Origin of the sequence: Nostoc sp. (assembly GCF_036919555.1) — a bacterium.
GTDB lineage: Bacteria > Cyanobacteriota > Cyanobacteriia > Cyanobacteriales > Nostocaceae > Nostoc.
In genome coordinates, this window is the sequence record NZ_JBALCS010000031.1 from 1 (window position 1) to 13,964 (window position 13,964).

Annotated in this window: 10 protein-coding genes and 1 pseudogene; 4 read left to right on the forward strand and 7 right to left on the reverse strand. The window is 44.8% G+C overall.

Annotated features, from left to right (window positions below; genetic code table 11):
• Positions 1–451: 451 nt before the first annotated feature.
• Together V7K36_RS09230 and V7K36_RS34075 are read right to left on the reverse strand one after the other, a co-directional pair.
• Positions 452–1,111, reverse strand: a complete 660-nt coding sequence (locus tag V7K36_RS09230; RefSeq protein ID WP_335115063.1) for a substrate binding domain-containing protein — start codon at positions 1,109–1,111, stop codon at positions 452–454.
• A gap of 69 nt (positions 1,112–1,180) precedes the next feature.
• Positions 1,181–1,393, reverse strand: a pseudogene (locus tag V7K36_RS34075) (LysR family transcriptional regulator); the annotation flags it as partial.
• Positions 1,394–1,631: 238 nt separating this feature from the next.
• Between V7K36_RS34075 and V7K36_RS09235 the strand changes: the two are divergent.
• The 3 genes from V7K36_RS09235 to V7K36_RS09245 all read left to right on the forward strand — a co-directional run bounded on the left by V7K36_RS09235 (position 1,632) and on the right by V7K36_RS09245 (position 4,422).
• Positions 1,632–2,120, forward strand: a complete 489-nt coding sequence (locus tag V7K36_RS09235; RefSeq protein ID WP_334870510.1) for a nuclear transport factor 2 family protein — start codon at positions 1,632–1,634, stop codon at positions 2,118–2,120.
• A gap of 216 nt (positions 2,121–2,336) precedes the next feature.
• Positions 2,337–3,857 carry an aldehyde dehydrogenase family protein gene (locus V7K36_RS09240; RefSeq protein ID WP_335115065.1) on the forward strand — a complete coding sequence of 507 codons (1,521 nt, stop codon included), beginning with the start codon at positions 2,337–2,339 and terminating at the stop codon, positions 3,855–3,857.
• 97 nt (positions 3,858–3,954) lie between these two features.
• Positions 3,955–4,422: a nuclear transport factor 2 family protein gene (locus tag V7K36_RS09245; RefSeq protein WP_335115067.1), complete on the forward strand. Its 468-nt coding sequence runs from the start codon at positions 3,955–3,957 to the stop codon at positions 4,420–4,422.
• Between the two features lie 321 nt (positions 4,423–4,743).
• Here V7K36_RS09245 and V7K36_RS09250 read toward each other — a convergent pair whose 3' ends face one another.
• From V7K36_RS09250 to V7K36_RS09260, 3 genes are all read right to left on the reverse strand, one after another.
• Positions 4,744–5,085 carry a hypothetical protein gene (locus V7K36_RS09250; RefSeq protein ID WP_335115069.1) on the reverse strand — a complete coding sequence of 114 codons (342 nt, stop codon included), beginning with the start codon at positions 5,083–5,085 and terminating at the stop codon, positions 4,744–4,746.
• 63 nt (positions 5,086–5,148) lie between these two features.
• Positions 5,149–5,397, reverse strand: coding sequence for a hypothetical protein (locus V7K36_RS09255; protein ID WP_335115071.1), 249 nt, complete (start codon positions 5,395–5,397; stop codon positions 5,149–5,151).
• 456 nt (positions 5,398–5,853) lie between these two features.
• Complete coding sequence (locus tag V7K36_RS09260; protein WP_335115073.1) at positions 5,854–7,440, reverse strand: GMC family oxidoreductase; 1,587 nt, start codon at positions 7,438–7,440, stop codon at positions 5,854–5,856.
• A gap of 407 nt (positions 7,441–7,847) precedes the next feature.
• Between V7K36_RS09260 and nrdJ the strand changes: the two genes are divergently transcribed.
• Positions 7,848–11,114, forward strand: coding sequence for a ribonucleoside-triphosphate reductase, adenosylcobalamin-dependent (gene nrdJ, locus V7K36_RS09265; RefSeq protein ID WP_335115075.1), 3,267 nt, complete (start codon positions 7,848–7,850; stop codon positions 11,112–11,114).
• 165 nt (positions 11,115–11,279) lie between these two features.
• Here the strand turns inward: nrdJ and V7K36_RS09270 are convergent, their stop codons facing one another.
• The gene (locus V7K36_RS09270) at positions 11,280–12,200 is read right to left on the reverse strand and encodes an energy-coupling factor transporter transmembrane component T family protein (RefSeq protein ID WP_334946461.1); all 921 of its coding nucleotides are present in this window, start codon (positions 12,198–12,200) and stop codon (positions 11,280–11,282) included.
• Positions 12,201–12,359: 159 nt separating this feature from the next.
• On the reverse strand, positions 12,360–13,730 hold the full coding sequence (gene der / locus V7K36_RS09275; protein ID WP_335115077.1) for a ribosome biogenesis GTPase Der: 1,371 nt from the start codon (positions 13,728–13,730) through the stop codon (positions 12,360–12,362).
• Positions 13,731–13,964 lie beyond the last annotated feature (234 nt).

The window sequence follows — 13,964 nt, forward strand, 5'->3', positions numbered from 1 at the left end:
TCTTTCTCTGGCATCTCTTGCCGTGATACTACCTCTGGGAGTGTGATAGTTTGCAGATGCTGACTTATCATTGTCCCTTCTTACACCTGTTTTAGCACCCGTATTGTCTCTTAGTCTTGTTCAAAAATCAAATAGGAGTCCTATATTTTAAGGAACTTAAAAAATTAGGCGTTGCATAATTAAGGGATGAAATGTCCATACTGTGCATCGAATGGCACTAAAAAAAGCTACTCGCTATATGGAATAAGAACTACAGCTTTTAATGCCCGTATAGCAGTAATGGCATTGGTCAGGCGCTCGCCGGCAGAGCAGAGGGGAATGATGTACGGTTATCCAAAAAGTTTTTGTAGGCAGAAAAAGCTTACTCGTTCATGAAAGACTTTCAGAGACGAGCAAGCCAACACTATAACCACTACTGTGATACTACGAGTACAAATCCTCAAGGACAAATTTAATCAAAGCTCTCGGTGATGCCAGAAAAATGCTCAACTAGAAAATCTACGAAAGTCCTTATTTTGGGTGATAGGTATCGCTGATTCGTATAGACAGCATAAAGATATGAGGTTGCCAACGTGTAGTCCAGCTTCAACACCTCCAATCGTTGGCTGGTAAGATCATCTTCAATCAACCACTTTGGCAAAACCGCCAACCCCATACCGGCTAGGGTCGCCTGATACAGCATGGTAGTGTTGTTGGAGCGGATCGAGACTGGTAGTTTGACTGTCTCCCGCCCGTTAGAACCCTCAAAGAGTATCTCATCGGCAAACTGCGAGTAGTAATAGCTGATGCTTACATGCTTCGACAGTTCGTTGGGGGTTTTTGGGTATCCATTTCTTTGCAAATAGTCAGTTGAGCCAACCAACATGAGTTGAATTGGGCAAATGCGTCGCGTGAGCAATGAAGAACCGGGTTCCTCAGGCGTGACACGTAACGCCAAGTCAAATCCTTCTTCCACCAAGTCCACCACCCGATCATTCAAATTCATATCTAGCAAAACGTCTGGATAGCGAGAGCGGTACTTCGCCAAGGCTTTAGTGAATAACGGGTTAGCGAACCAAACTGGGGCGCTGATCTTGAGTACGCCACGCGCGACGACGGCTGATTGCCTCACCGCTGCCTCCACCATTTCCAATTTATCAAGCATTTCCCGGCATTGCTCATAATAGACCCTTCCTGCCTCGGTTAAGCTTAAGTGTCGGCTAGTTCGATTCAACAAACGTGTGCCAAGGTTTCGTTCCAAGTGCATCACATGCTTGCTGGTCATGGCTGTGGATAAGTTGAGCCGCTCGGCGGCTGCCACAAAACTTCCCGATTCCACCACCTGAAGCAATACTTTCATGCTCGTTAAGGTGTCCATCGTAGTTCTAAAGTTTTCTAAGAAGAAACATAGCATCAACAAAATGATACTTGTACAACGATGAGAAATGAATGTAATTTGAGGAAGACGGCAGCATCAACTAGCTAGGCAAGGAAATAGCTATGACTAAACCAACAAAGGGTGGTGTTCTATATTTGTTGCTCTTCGCCTGAAAAATTTATGCATTGGACGTTTCAGGAGTCTTAACAACAAATCTAGAACACTATCAACTCGTCGACTGCCCGCAAGAATTTCAACGGAGGGGAGAATTTCAATGTCTCAGAACAACGAACTCACGGTGATCGACCGCTTTACCATCTTCGAGCAGTTGAACATGCATCAGCGATGTATCGACAAGGGTTGGGGGCGCGAGCAGGTCGACCTCTACAACCGCCTTTACTGGCCGGAGGCCAAATTCAACGTCAACGACCTACGTACTTCAACCTTCGAGGGTCTTGAGGGCATGAAGCAGATGTTCGACTACGCGCACAGCGTCTTCCCGATGGACAAGTGGTTCCACTCTATGGGCGCGTTTGAAATTTCCGGATCGGGTGACAGGGCCGAAGCGCACTGGCGATGGTTCGTGTCCTGGAAGGCTGAACACGTCGGAACCGTTTCGACTGGCACCTACGACGACATCTTTGAACGTCGGGATGGCGTCTGGAAGTGTTTGGAGCGCACCTCCAAGAGCGATCCAAACTGGCCGGTAGACCTGTTCCAGCCCTTCCTCGATCAGGCAGATATCACCTTCAAGGCGTCCTGATAGTCAGACTTTTGTAGATTAAGTGGAGCTTCGCGAAACCCAACGTCCTTGGAAGCGTTGGGTTGAAGCATGAAACTCAACCTACTCAGGCTATTTGATCCACGCTCCTAAGCAATACCACTTCACCGCTTTCTAACTGAACAAGGTCAAGAATGTGTTTGGCTTGAACACCAAAAGGGATTCAGTCATCGAGAAGAAAAGTGAGGAGTAACAACTATGTCAGCAATGATGGACAAGAAAGACTCAACAATGAGCATTGACCTGCGGATGCCGGCGCTGAACTGGATTAATGGTGAGTGGGTCGATTCAGCACAGCATACCGAGAGCATTAACCCAGCTACAGGTGAGGTCATTGGTACTTACGCGGATGGCGGACGTGAAGAGGCGGTTCAAGCGACTAATGCCGCAGTGCAGGCTTTTCGAGAATTAGACTGGAAGGACAATCGCGCACTCAGATCGCGAGTTTTGAATCAGGTCGCTGATCGCTTTGAAGCACGGCGAGACGATTTCATCAAGATTCTCTCGCTCGAAAATGGCAAAGTCCATGCTGAAGCAGTGTTTGAAGTCGACATGATTCCCAGCAAGTTTCGGTACTGGGCGTCTGCCGTTCTGACAAATTACGGACGGGCTTTGGAGGTTTTGCCGGGACACCTTTCGGTCGTTACCCGGTCTGCGATCGGTGTTGCTGGAATCGTGGCACCATTTAATTCGCCGCTCGTGCTCACCGTGCGTTCTCTAGCGCCGACCCTCGCTGCTGGCGTCACCACTGTGCTCAAATTGCCCGGCAACACAGCGCAGATCAACTATCTCTTTAGCAAGGTACTTGCTGAAGCTGCTGACTTGCCAAAGGGCGTGATCAACGTCTTCAGTGAAAGCAAAGGGAGAGGTGGATCGTCCTTTCTCATGGAGTCAAAAGATATTCGTGTGATCAGCTTTACTGGAAGTACGAAGACAGGGAAGGCAATTTCCGCAACAGGGGCAGCGACGCTCAAGCTGTTTCAGACCGAACTTGGTGGCAAGACACCAATGATCATCTTCGACGATGCCGATCTTGAGGCGGCTGCACCAAAGGTTGAGAAGGCACTCACGACCTTCGCGGGTCAGTTCTGCATGACGGGTTCTCGTCTGTTGGTGCAGCGTGCTGTTGCCGATCGGTTTCGCACGCTTATCACCCAGCGACTGGAGAACCTTAAGACAGGGCCTGCGTCTGATCCGTCCAGTGATATGGGACCTCTCATTGATAAGCCGAACGTCGCTCGTGTTGACAAGATGGTGGAGGACGCGATCGCAGTGGGCGCTAAGGTGCTTGTACGCGGCGGCCCAATTGTTGAAGGTCCACTCGCCAGCGGTGCATTTTACCGTCCGACCCTGCTGGAAGTTACCGATCCGAAAATGACGATCGTTCAGGAAGAAGTCTTCGGTCCAGTCCTGACAATGCAGATATTCGAGACTGAGGCAGAAGCGGTGCAGCTCGCAAACGATAGCGAGTATGGCTTGGCTGCGAGCATTTGGACTCGCGATGTTGACCGCCCATTGCGCGTCGCCCACGAGATAGATGCAGGCACGATCTGGATCAACGATTGGGCGATCATTTGGGACGAGTTTGAGGAAGGCGGATTCAAGCGCAGCGGCAACGGCAGGCTGAATGGTCTGACGGCGATCGATGAATTTCTGGAGTACAAACATATCGCTTTCAACTCAGGAGTGATCCCTAGTGTTGGCGTTTCTGCCCAATAGTTGAGCTTGGATCTAAATCTTGAGTCCTTCTTAAATAAGCCTCACAACCATCAAACCCGACTATCGGGTTCGCATAAGCAGCCTTATAGGAACACGTATGTCTACTACACCTGTAGAAATCGTCCAAGCCCTTCTCAAAGACCCCACCAATCCTGAGGTCGTCAACCGACTCGTCTCCCCCGATGCCATCTACGTATCGCTCAGCTACGATAATCCCGACCTGAAAAAGCTCATGCCTTGGGCAGGCACGCACAAAGATGGCCAGGCCGCCATCCTCAAAACTTTCCAGGAACTCAACACCTTTTGGACTATCGAGGAGTTCGATATCCAGCAGATATTTGGCGAGGGTGAGAATGTCGCTGTCTTTGGCAGCTTCACCGTCCATTCGGTGAAACTCGATAAAACGTTCATCTCTCCCTTCTCCATCCTAGCGAAGGTGAAGAATGGCTTAGTCACCTATATGCAGTACATGGAGGACACCTTTGGCACAGGTTCGACCTTCCGATCGGGTGGTACCTGGACATTCCAGAGCAACCCAGACGGCAGCGAAGTATCAGTGCCGTAGCAAGGTGTCCCAGGTGAATGGCACGCTTGAAAAGCCGAAAAGCCTGTGGTTTAAACAGTCTGCAATTGAAGAGCGTAATGCGTGCCTGGGTTTGGTCATAAAAGGGTAAGCTTTGGGGCGGCGTTTGGTGACTCGTAGTTCGTTATTTTTAGCTCAAATATTGCTTGTCTAATTGCAGACTCTGGTAATAGCTCTTTAACACAAGCGCTTATTGTCAAGCACGGTCTAGATTACCAGAAAAGTTTTTAGAAAAACTTTAAACTTCTAGTATAAGTTGATTTAGATTACATAACTAGAACTTACGCACTACTGTCTAGTAGCTCAAAGGTAACGCCGACGCAATATCGAACTAATCCCAATTACACATATACCGAATAGTGTTGCTGCCGTTCTTGGTTCTGGAATTTGCTGTGGTATCTGGAAAGAACCACTTAAAAAAGCTTGACCTCTCAAGAGAGCAGTTGGATTAACATCGAGTGACTCAATTTCACTAAAGTTAAATATCCCTGTAGCACCACTGAACCTACCTGCACCACCAGTGATAGTTATAGTACCAGAACCTACTAATTTGCGGTTAATAAAGTCAAATGCAGCAGTCGCGCTACTCCTGCCAAATAATTTGTCATCGCCACTGCCAAAAAACTCATCTCTGCCGATTGGCAAGCCTTGTAAACCAAATTTTGTTGCGTCTTGAACAAATACGAGATTACCAGTATTGGGGTCAATTCAGCTGTAGTTGTTTATGCTGGAAAAGTTACTCAGACCGTAGGGAGCATCAGAATTGAAACCTGAGACAAATGCTTTAGATACGTCGGTCGATGGGATAGGTGTGATAGTGACTTCCGTGTCGTATACTACGTCAAATGGATAAATCGTTTGGGCGTTCGCTTTTGTTGTATTTGCACCGACACTGAGTAAACAGAAAACTAGCGGCACAAGACATATACTATGCGATCGCATATTAATTTTTATCACCTAAAACCCCTAATATTAATTTCTGACTTATCAGAGATTGTTATAAGCTTTATGCAACTTTAAGAAAAAATTAGAAAACTCGCTATTTTACTTGAGAGCGATCGCCCAAGCATATACCTCCTACATTCGCTGTATCGGCTTACCAGTTTTAAGACAATACATTCGGAACACTCAACGTTTTATAAGTAAAGTGAAAGCTGTAGTTATAGATGCTGAAGCTGTGGTTACAAATGCTAATGATGTTATAAATAATGCTTAAGCTGTATTAACTACAGCTTAAGCATTATTTATAAATACTCCTGATATTATAAGTAAACTTGAAGCGGTAGTTAATACAGCTTTAGTTGTGGTTATAAATGTTGAAGCTGTAGTTAATACAGCTTCAGTTGTGGTTATGAATGTTGAAGCTGTAGTTAATACAGTCTCATATTATCTCCAGGCGATCGCGCCAGCGAGTTAGTTTGCCATTGCTGAAGCTACTTGTGATGAAACGCCACCTGCGGCTTTAATTAAATCGGCTCCTTTCTCGCCGATCATAATCGTGGGCGCATTCGTATTGCCCCCGACCAGAGTTGGCATGATCGATGCATCAACAACCCGCAACCCCGTAACACCACATACCCGGAGTTCGGGATCGACAACCGCCATTGGGTCAGTTCCCATTTTGCAGGTGCCAACAGGATGATACCCCGTAACGCAAAATTCCCGGATGTAAGCTTCGAGTGCTTCATCGCTAATCACCTCAGCACCGGGACTGATTTCCTCACCTCGAAACTGATCAAAGGCACTTGTATGAAATAATTTACGCATTATTTTAATCCCAGCAACTAGCTTTTGCACATCAGATTGACTTTGTAGAAAGTTGATCCGAATAATCGGTGGGTCTTTGGGGTCAGGCGATCGCAAACTGACACTGCCAATGTTTTGAGGATGAGTCAAACTGACTGTAACAGTGAATCCCAAACCAGAGAGAGTATTGCCAGGAGATATCCATAGAATGGAACCGAAGAAAAACTGTAAATCTGGCGCGGCATCCAAATTACCTTCGGTATGCAAAAATAATCCGGCTTCAGCGTTACCATTACTGGTAATTTCCGGGTCTAACCCAGCAATTACCTGGGGTGCCACAGGACTGGTAATTATCTGGTGTGCCACAGGAACGAGAGAGTGGTCTTGGAGGTTTTGACCGACACCTGGCAAATCAACTACGACAGGAATCCTCATTGCTTGCAGTTGTTCTGCATCACCAATGCCGGAAAGCATCAGCAGCTTGGGCGAATCGAATGCACCAGCACTTAAAATCACTTCTTTGTTGACCTTGGCTTGGTGCAGCGTTCCCTCGTGCATATATTCCACCCCAATAGTGCGGGTTCCCTCAAATAATAACCGAGTCACTAACGCTCCTGTTGTTATTGTTAAATTGGGACGCTTAAGAATTGGCAAGAGGAATGCAGCAGCAGCACTGTGACGTTTACCATCCTTGACCGTCAACTGATAAAGTCCCCCACCTTCTTGCTGTATTCCATTGAAATCAAGATTATGGTTATATCCGATTGCCACGGCTGCTTCTACAAATCGTTGGGATGCCACAGCAGGAGCTTGAAGATCGGTGACGCTCAACTCCCCATCAACCGCGTGGTATGCGTCAGCACCGCGTTGCTGGTTCTCAGATTTCTTGAAATAGGGCAATACATCTTGGTAACTCCAACCAGGATTCCCCAATGACTGCCAGTGGTCATAATCGTGATGATTGCCCCGGATATAAATCATGGAATTAATCGAACTGCTGCCACCTAAGACTTTGCCACGGGGACAAAAGATTTTGCGGTTATTGAGGTAAGGTTCTGGTTCAGAGAAATATCCCCAGTCCAGCTCCGAGCCGGGTAGGTTGGGGGATTCCAACGGAATTTGAATCTCTGGTTTAGTATCTGGGTTGCCAGCTTCGAGTAATAACACGGTTGTTTCACTATCTTGTGTCATCCGGTTGGCGACAACGCAGCCTGCCGAACCAGCACCAATCACAATATAGTCATATTGAGTCATGACATCCTCGCTTATAAATTCAACTACTTTAAGAACTGTAACTTGAAGACTTGATGCCGAACCGATGGCTGAATATCAACTTAGTCTCATTAAAATATTCCCAAAACAGTTTCTGTATATGAGATTTATGTTCGTCAGTCTCTACCTGGATAATTTTAAGCAAAGTTTATCCCTCCGCTAAGTAATTAAATAAGAATCGGTATCAAGAGAATTTACTTGGAAATTAATTAGTGCTAATTAAAACCTAATACTGAGATTATCCCAAAGGTGAGTGACATTATACATCATAAATTTCTGTTGCAAATAGTCTGGCTAGAGCTAGCGTAAAGTGGACAATTTGACAATCTTTAATACTCAAACTACTTGGCGTATAGTCATAATCTGTCCGCACGCAAGACACTTGATATATGGTTCAGAATCTCGAAAGAACACGTCAGAGTGGAAGGTTTCCCGAAACTGCACCGGCTGCTAATCCCGTATTTTTTAGAACCTATAGCCGCCGGACAAAGGCGGGACTAAGGGAAACATGGGATGAAGTATGCGATCGCACTCTACTCGGCTTAATCAAGCTGGGGAAGCTAACTCAACAAGAAACTGACATACTCGATCAGATGCAGCGCAACTTGAAAGCTATGCCCAGTGGGCGCTGGCTATGGGTTGGTGGTACAGACTGGATCACCAAGCCAAAGAACTTTTCCGGGGCTTATAATTGCACCTCTACCAATCTCGAAGACTGGAGTGCCTTCGGATTAATGATGGATTTGGCAATGATGGGCTGTGGCACCGGAACTGTCCTAGAACCACAATTTATTAACCAGTTACCCACCATCCGTAATCAACTGAATGTCATTGTACAAGGTGAAATTGGCAGCACTGCTCAACAATATCGGCGTGAATATACTGAAACTCATATAGAAGGAAACAGCGTCACTATTCACGTTGGAGATAGCCGTGAAGGTTGGGTTAAATCATATCAAACCCTATTGGAACTCTCCACTAATGAACAGTTTTCAACCGCAGTTGAAGTATTAGTTGATATCAGCGATGTCCGAAAATCCGGAGAAACTCTCAACGGTTTTGGAGGAGTTGCTAATCCTGTAAAATTACCTGGACTTTATCAGCGTTGCGCCTCCATCCTGAATAAAGCTGTAGGACGACAATTAAATTCAGTTGAATGCTGTTTGTTAATCGATCAAGCTGCTGTAACAATTGTTGCCGGCAATATCCGAAGAAGTGCGGGGATGCGTCAGTTTGATTCTGGCGATCGCCAAGCAGCCACCGCCAAAGATAATTTATGGCAGCAAGATGAAAATGGCAACTGGCGAATTGATCCAGAGCGTGATGCTTTAAGAATGGCAAACCATACGAGAGTTTTTCACCGCAAGCCGACCTTAGAAGAATGTATTGATGCCGTCCGCAAACAGTATTACAGTGGCGAGGGAGCGATTCAATGGGCTGGTGAAGCTGTAGCGCGATCGAACATTGATTTGCTACCAACACCAGAATTGAAAGTTAGTTTTTTGCAAGCTTACGAACAAGGAACAGCAGAACAGTGGTTAAAAGAACGTTATCCAAATCTTGATGCTAATGAGTTAGAACATCGTTTGCAGCGATATGGTTTAAATCCATGTGGTGAGATAGTAGGGGCTAACTTCCATTGTGTGAGTGGTGATACCTTACTCATCACTAGAGATGGAATGCATAAAATCAAAGATGTTGTCGGAGATGAAATTGAGGTTTGGAATGGTCAAAAATGGAGTCAAGTAACACCATTTAAAACTGGCAACAATCGCCATCTCTATCGAGTCAAATTTGCCGATGGTAGTTACTTGGATGCAACGGAATATCATCGCTTCTTTGTGAAAGATAGATTTGCTCAAGAATACAAAGAAGTGCAAACCAAGGATTTGATGGATGTTAGTAGATATGCCATTCACACCGAGCCTTTTACTATTCAGTATGAAGATGGATTAAATATTGATCCAAGTTATGCTTATACTTTGGGGATAGCTGTAGGAGATGGAACTACAGACCAAAATGGTAATGCCAAAGTTAGATATGAACAGAAAGCAGCTTTATCTGTAATCGGAAGTAAGTCTTCTGAAAGAAACTATGACTACTTACCGACTTTTAAAGATGTCACAGACTTAGGTTTTTCTGGAGAATTTTTAAAGACTTTAAAAACAAATCCAGAGTCACTGAATGTAATTGCTAGTTGGAATCGCCAAGCAATTTTGCACTTTATCGCTGGTTTAGCGGATACAGATGGCACCAATACACACAGCAATGGCATTAGGATTTATCTCTCTAATTACGAACGTGCGTATCGAGTGCAGTTATTACTAACTAAATGCGGTATCCGTTCTTCTTTAAATCTTTTAGCTCATAAAGGGTCAGTAACTAACTATGGTGTTCGCAGTCAAGATTTGTACTACTTACAAATCACTGACTGTGGACAAATTCCTTGCCAGCGTTTGGATGTGAGCAAAGGCTGTAACGCCAAATACAAAGGTAAATGGCAAATAGTCAGAAGTGTGGAAGAATTGCCAAGTTTGCATGATACTTTTTGCTTCAATGAACCGGAACATCACAAAGGAGTATTTGGTAATACTCTAACTGGCAACTGTAATTTGTCTGAGGTTCACCTCAATCAAATTGACCCACATAACTACAAAGAACAGGAGGAGGCTTTCACTGCTGGGGCGCTATCTGTAGCAGCACTTTTAAATCACAAATTCCTGGAACCACGCTATCAATACAGCCGTGAATTAGACCCGATTGTGGGAGTTTCTTTTACAGGTTTATTTGATTTCTTTGTTCATGCTTTTGGTGTTGATTGGCTGCGCTGGTGGTCAGAAGGAAGACCGGCAACTGCACAAGGATTAGCTTTCAAGCGTGAGGAAGAAAAATATCTAAGTTCCTGGAAAGATATTGTACATCGGGTAGTTTGGGATTACTGCGATCGCCATAATCTCAAACGTCCAAATCGCTGTACTACAGTTCAACCTAGTGGCACTAAGGCTTTATTAACTAATGCTAGTTCAGGATGGCATCCCCCCAAGGCGCAAAGATTTATTCGCCGCATTACCTTCGGCAAAAATGACCCAGTAGCCTTAGCTTGTATTGACTATGGTTACAACGTCATTCCCTCTCAATCAGACAAAGATGAGCAGGGTAATTTGCTCAACGATCCCTTTGATTCACGGGTGAGTGAGTGGTTAGTAGAAATTCCTGTTTCTGTAACTTGGGCTGATTTAACAGGTGCTGATGAAATTGATGTTTCTAAGTTTTCAGTTTTAGCCCAATTTGATTTTGTCCTCCAGGTTCAACGTTGGTATGTGACTCACAACACATCAGCTACTTTGGAACTTCGCTCTGATGAAATCGAACCTTTGGCACAGCGTATCTATGAAACTATCCAGAATGATCAAGGATATATTTCAGCCGCTCTTTTAGCCCGTTTCGACGATCTGCAATCATTCCCACGTTTGCCATTTGAACCAATAGACAAATCAACCTACGATCGCTTGACTCAAGAGGTGAAAGCACGACGCAAAACAGATGATTTTTGTACAGTCTTAAGCCGCTACGATTCAGGCGAAATGCCAGAGGCTGGACCTAGTGGTTGTGACTCTGATAAGTGTATGTTTCCCGATCAGCAACCAAGCTCATAAGGTGAAATGACTATCAACTTCGGGTAGGCACTATTTATCTATTACAATAAAAAGCAGTAGTTTAATATGACATTAAACCACTGCTTTTTAGATCAACTCAAAACACAAAAATACTTACAGCTATTTTAGGGAAATACAGCACGCTGCCATTTTCTCGGTGCAAAATTAGACCTGAGTTCCAATAGCTAGCCGTATTCCCCAGAATAAGATTAAAGTTGCAATAGCAAGCCAGTCACGTCCTTTTAATCGTAAGTCATGCCATTGCACTCGATGCTCATTGGGACTGGTAAAACCGCGCACCATCATTGCATTCGCCATTTGATCGGCTCGTAAGAGCAGATTTTCTAACAGTCTCTCTGCAACTGTCATCCAAACTTTGAATCCTCCTTTTAATCCCAGCTTTTTCCAATTAATTGCCCTTGTCATCACGGAGCGAAATAAATTTTGCACTTCTTCTAAAACCAGGGGAATAAAGCGCAAGGACAAGGTTAAAGTTAAAGTAATTTCTGTGACAGGCAACTTGAAGCGTCGTAGAGGTTGCATTAAGCTTTCTATGCCAGATGTAATCTCTTCTGGTGCGGTTGTCAGCAGATACAGGTTGGTACTGTAAATCACGGTAAATATAAGTGTACTCAAGCGTACTGCCAAACTCAAGGAATAGCGAGTCACTTTGACTGGGCCTTTGTGAAATAATATGTAGCTGTATTTTTTTTTCTCAACTACTTGCTCTTGAACAAGATTATCGGAGTTTGATGGCTGGGTTAATATTTTTTCATTAGCTGGCAGACGTGACTGATAATCTATACCCATTCCATCAGGACTGATGGCTGCGATCGCTAAGACAAAAAATGATAGGATTAATAGCCAACCCATTTGCTGCCGCCATACTCGTCGGGGAATTCTAGCAATCAAGGTAGCAATAATTAATAATACCACCAGCAGTACCCGCCAAAAGTTATTCGCCAAAATATAGCTTGTTAAAAAGCTCATCAACCAGGCGAACTTGACTCGCGGATCGATTTTATGCAGCCAAGTTTGGGGTTGTTCTAAATAAAGTCCAAGTGGCAGCGATCGCAATAAATCCATTATTTTAGAGTTAGGAGTTAGGAGTTAGGAGTTAGGAGTTTTGACTTTAACTCATAACTCTCACCTGATAGCGCTATCAAACTCAAGTCGATAGGGTTCTATAATTAGCAATTTTGACTTTAACTCATAACTCCTGTACAGACCCGATTAATCGCGTCTCTAACTTAATTTGACGCGAGTTGCTCTATTAACATTACCACTTTCGACATCCCGGACTTTCTTACTCCGCCACAGTAAAATAATTGGCGTGCCTTTAAATCCTAGCTGTTGCCGGAATTGGCGTTCAATGTAGCGGCGGTAGTTGTCGTTGAAGCGTTTGGAATCATTCACAAATAGGGCGATCGTTGGTGGTTGGCTACTTACTTGTGTACCATAATAAATCTTGCCCTGACGCCCACCACGAGATGCTGGCGGTGAATGCCAACTGACGGCATCTGTTAAGACTTCGTTAATAACTGATGTGCTGACACGGCGTTTGTGTGATTCAGCCGCCGTCTTCACCAATTCTAGAATCTTTTCTACCCGTTGTCCTGACAAGGCACTGACAAAAATTGTTTCTGCCCATTCGGTAAAATGCAACCGTGATTGCAGAGTTTTTTCGTAGTCGTAGATTGTATAAGAGTCTTTTTCGACGACATCCCACTTATTAACGACCATAATGCAAGCTCGACCTTCTTCGACAATCCGCCCAGCTAATTTTTGGTCTTGCTCAGTCACTCCATCTACGGCATCTAGTACTAATAAAACCACGTCAGCGCGGCGAATCGCTTTGAAAGCACGGTTAATACTAAAGAATTCTGTGCCGTATTCTATGTGTTTCTTTTTGCGAATACCGGCGGTGTCAATCAAGCGGTAACTTTGTCCGTCTCGCTCAATGATGGTATCAATAGCATCGCGGGTGGTGCCGGATATTGGGCTGACAATTGCCCTCTCTTCCCCGACAAAAGAATTGAGTAAGCTCGATTTGCCTACATTTGGACGTCCCACAATTGCTACTTTGATTTCATTAGTTTCCGGCATGTCTTCAACAGCCGGTATGTGATTAACTAACTCGTCGAGTAACTCTCCTGTGCCACTGCCATGAATCGCGGAAATGGCGTAAGGCTCGCCCAATCCCAATTCCCAAAACTCCGCAGCTTGCATTAAGCCTTGTTCTGGAGATTCACATTTATTTACAGCTAGTAGCACAGGTGCGCGTTGTTGGCGCATCCATTCGGCAATTTCTTGGTCTGCCGATGTGGGGCCTGTTTGACCATCTACTACAAAAATAGCCGCACAGGCTTCTGCAAGCGCTGTCATTGCCTGTTGGCGAATTAGTGGTAAAAATTCGGTATCATCATTAAAGACTAAACCACCAGTGTCTACAACTAAAAATTCACGACCATTCCAGAAAGCTGGCAGATAAGTGCGATCGCGTGTCACTCCCGGTTCATCATGGACAATCGCCGTTTGTTCCCCGGCGAGTCGATTAACCAGGGTGGATTTGCCCACATTTGGGCGTCCGATAATTGCAACAATTGGCAGTGCCATAAAACCAGGGTAAGTGAGAGACGTAGTATATCACGTACTTACATTTTACTCACTTTAAACTGGAAGTTTTAATTTAATTTTTCAAGTATTTGAATGTGGACAATGGGAACTACCGTGCTACCCAGCGCTTCAGTACTCCGTGCAGATTATTTTTGTTGACATCCTCACCCGGCTGAAGCCAGGGTGATTCCAACTTCACAGTTAGAGTTTTCTGGTTCCACGAGTCGGCTTACT

Bases quoted from the DNA above. Each gene is read 5' to 3' on its own strand.
- V7K36_RS09240 (WP_335115065.1), top strand. From the start codon at position 2,337: ATGTCAGCAATGATGGACAAGAAAGACTCAACAATGAGCATTGACCTG.
- V7K36_RS09270 (WP_334946461.1), bottom strand. From the start codon at position 12,200: ATGGATTTATTGCGATCGCTGCCACTTGGACTTTATTTAGAACAACCC.
- V7K36_RS09235 (WP_334870510.1), top strand. From the start codon at position 1,632: ATGTCTCAGAACAACGAACTCACGGTGATCGACCGCTTTACCATCTTC.
- der (WP_335115077.1), bottom strand. From the start codon at position 13,730: ATGGCACTGCCAATTGTTGCAATTATCGGACGCCCAAATGTGGGCAAA.
- V7K36_RS09260 (WP_335115073.1), bottom strand. From the start codon at position 7,440: ATGACTCAATATGACTATATTGTGATTGGTGCTGGTTCGGCAGGCTGC.
- nrdJ (WP_335115075.1), top strand. From the start codon at position 7,848: ATGGTTCAGAATCTCGAAAGAACACGTCAGAGTGGAAGGTTTCCCGAA.
- V7K36_RS09245 (WP_335115067.1), top strand. From the start codon at position 3,955: ATGTCTACTACACCTGTAGAAATCGTCCAAGCCCTTCTCAAAGACCCC.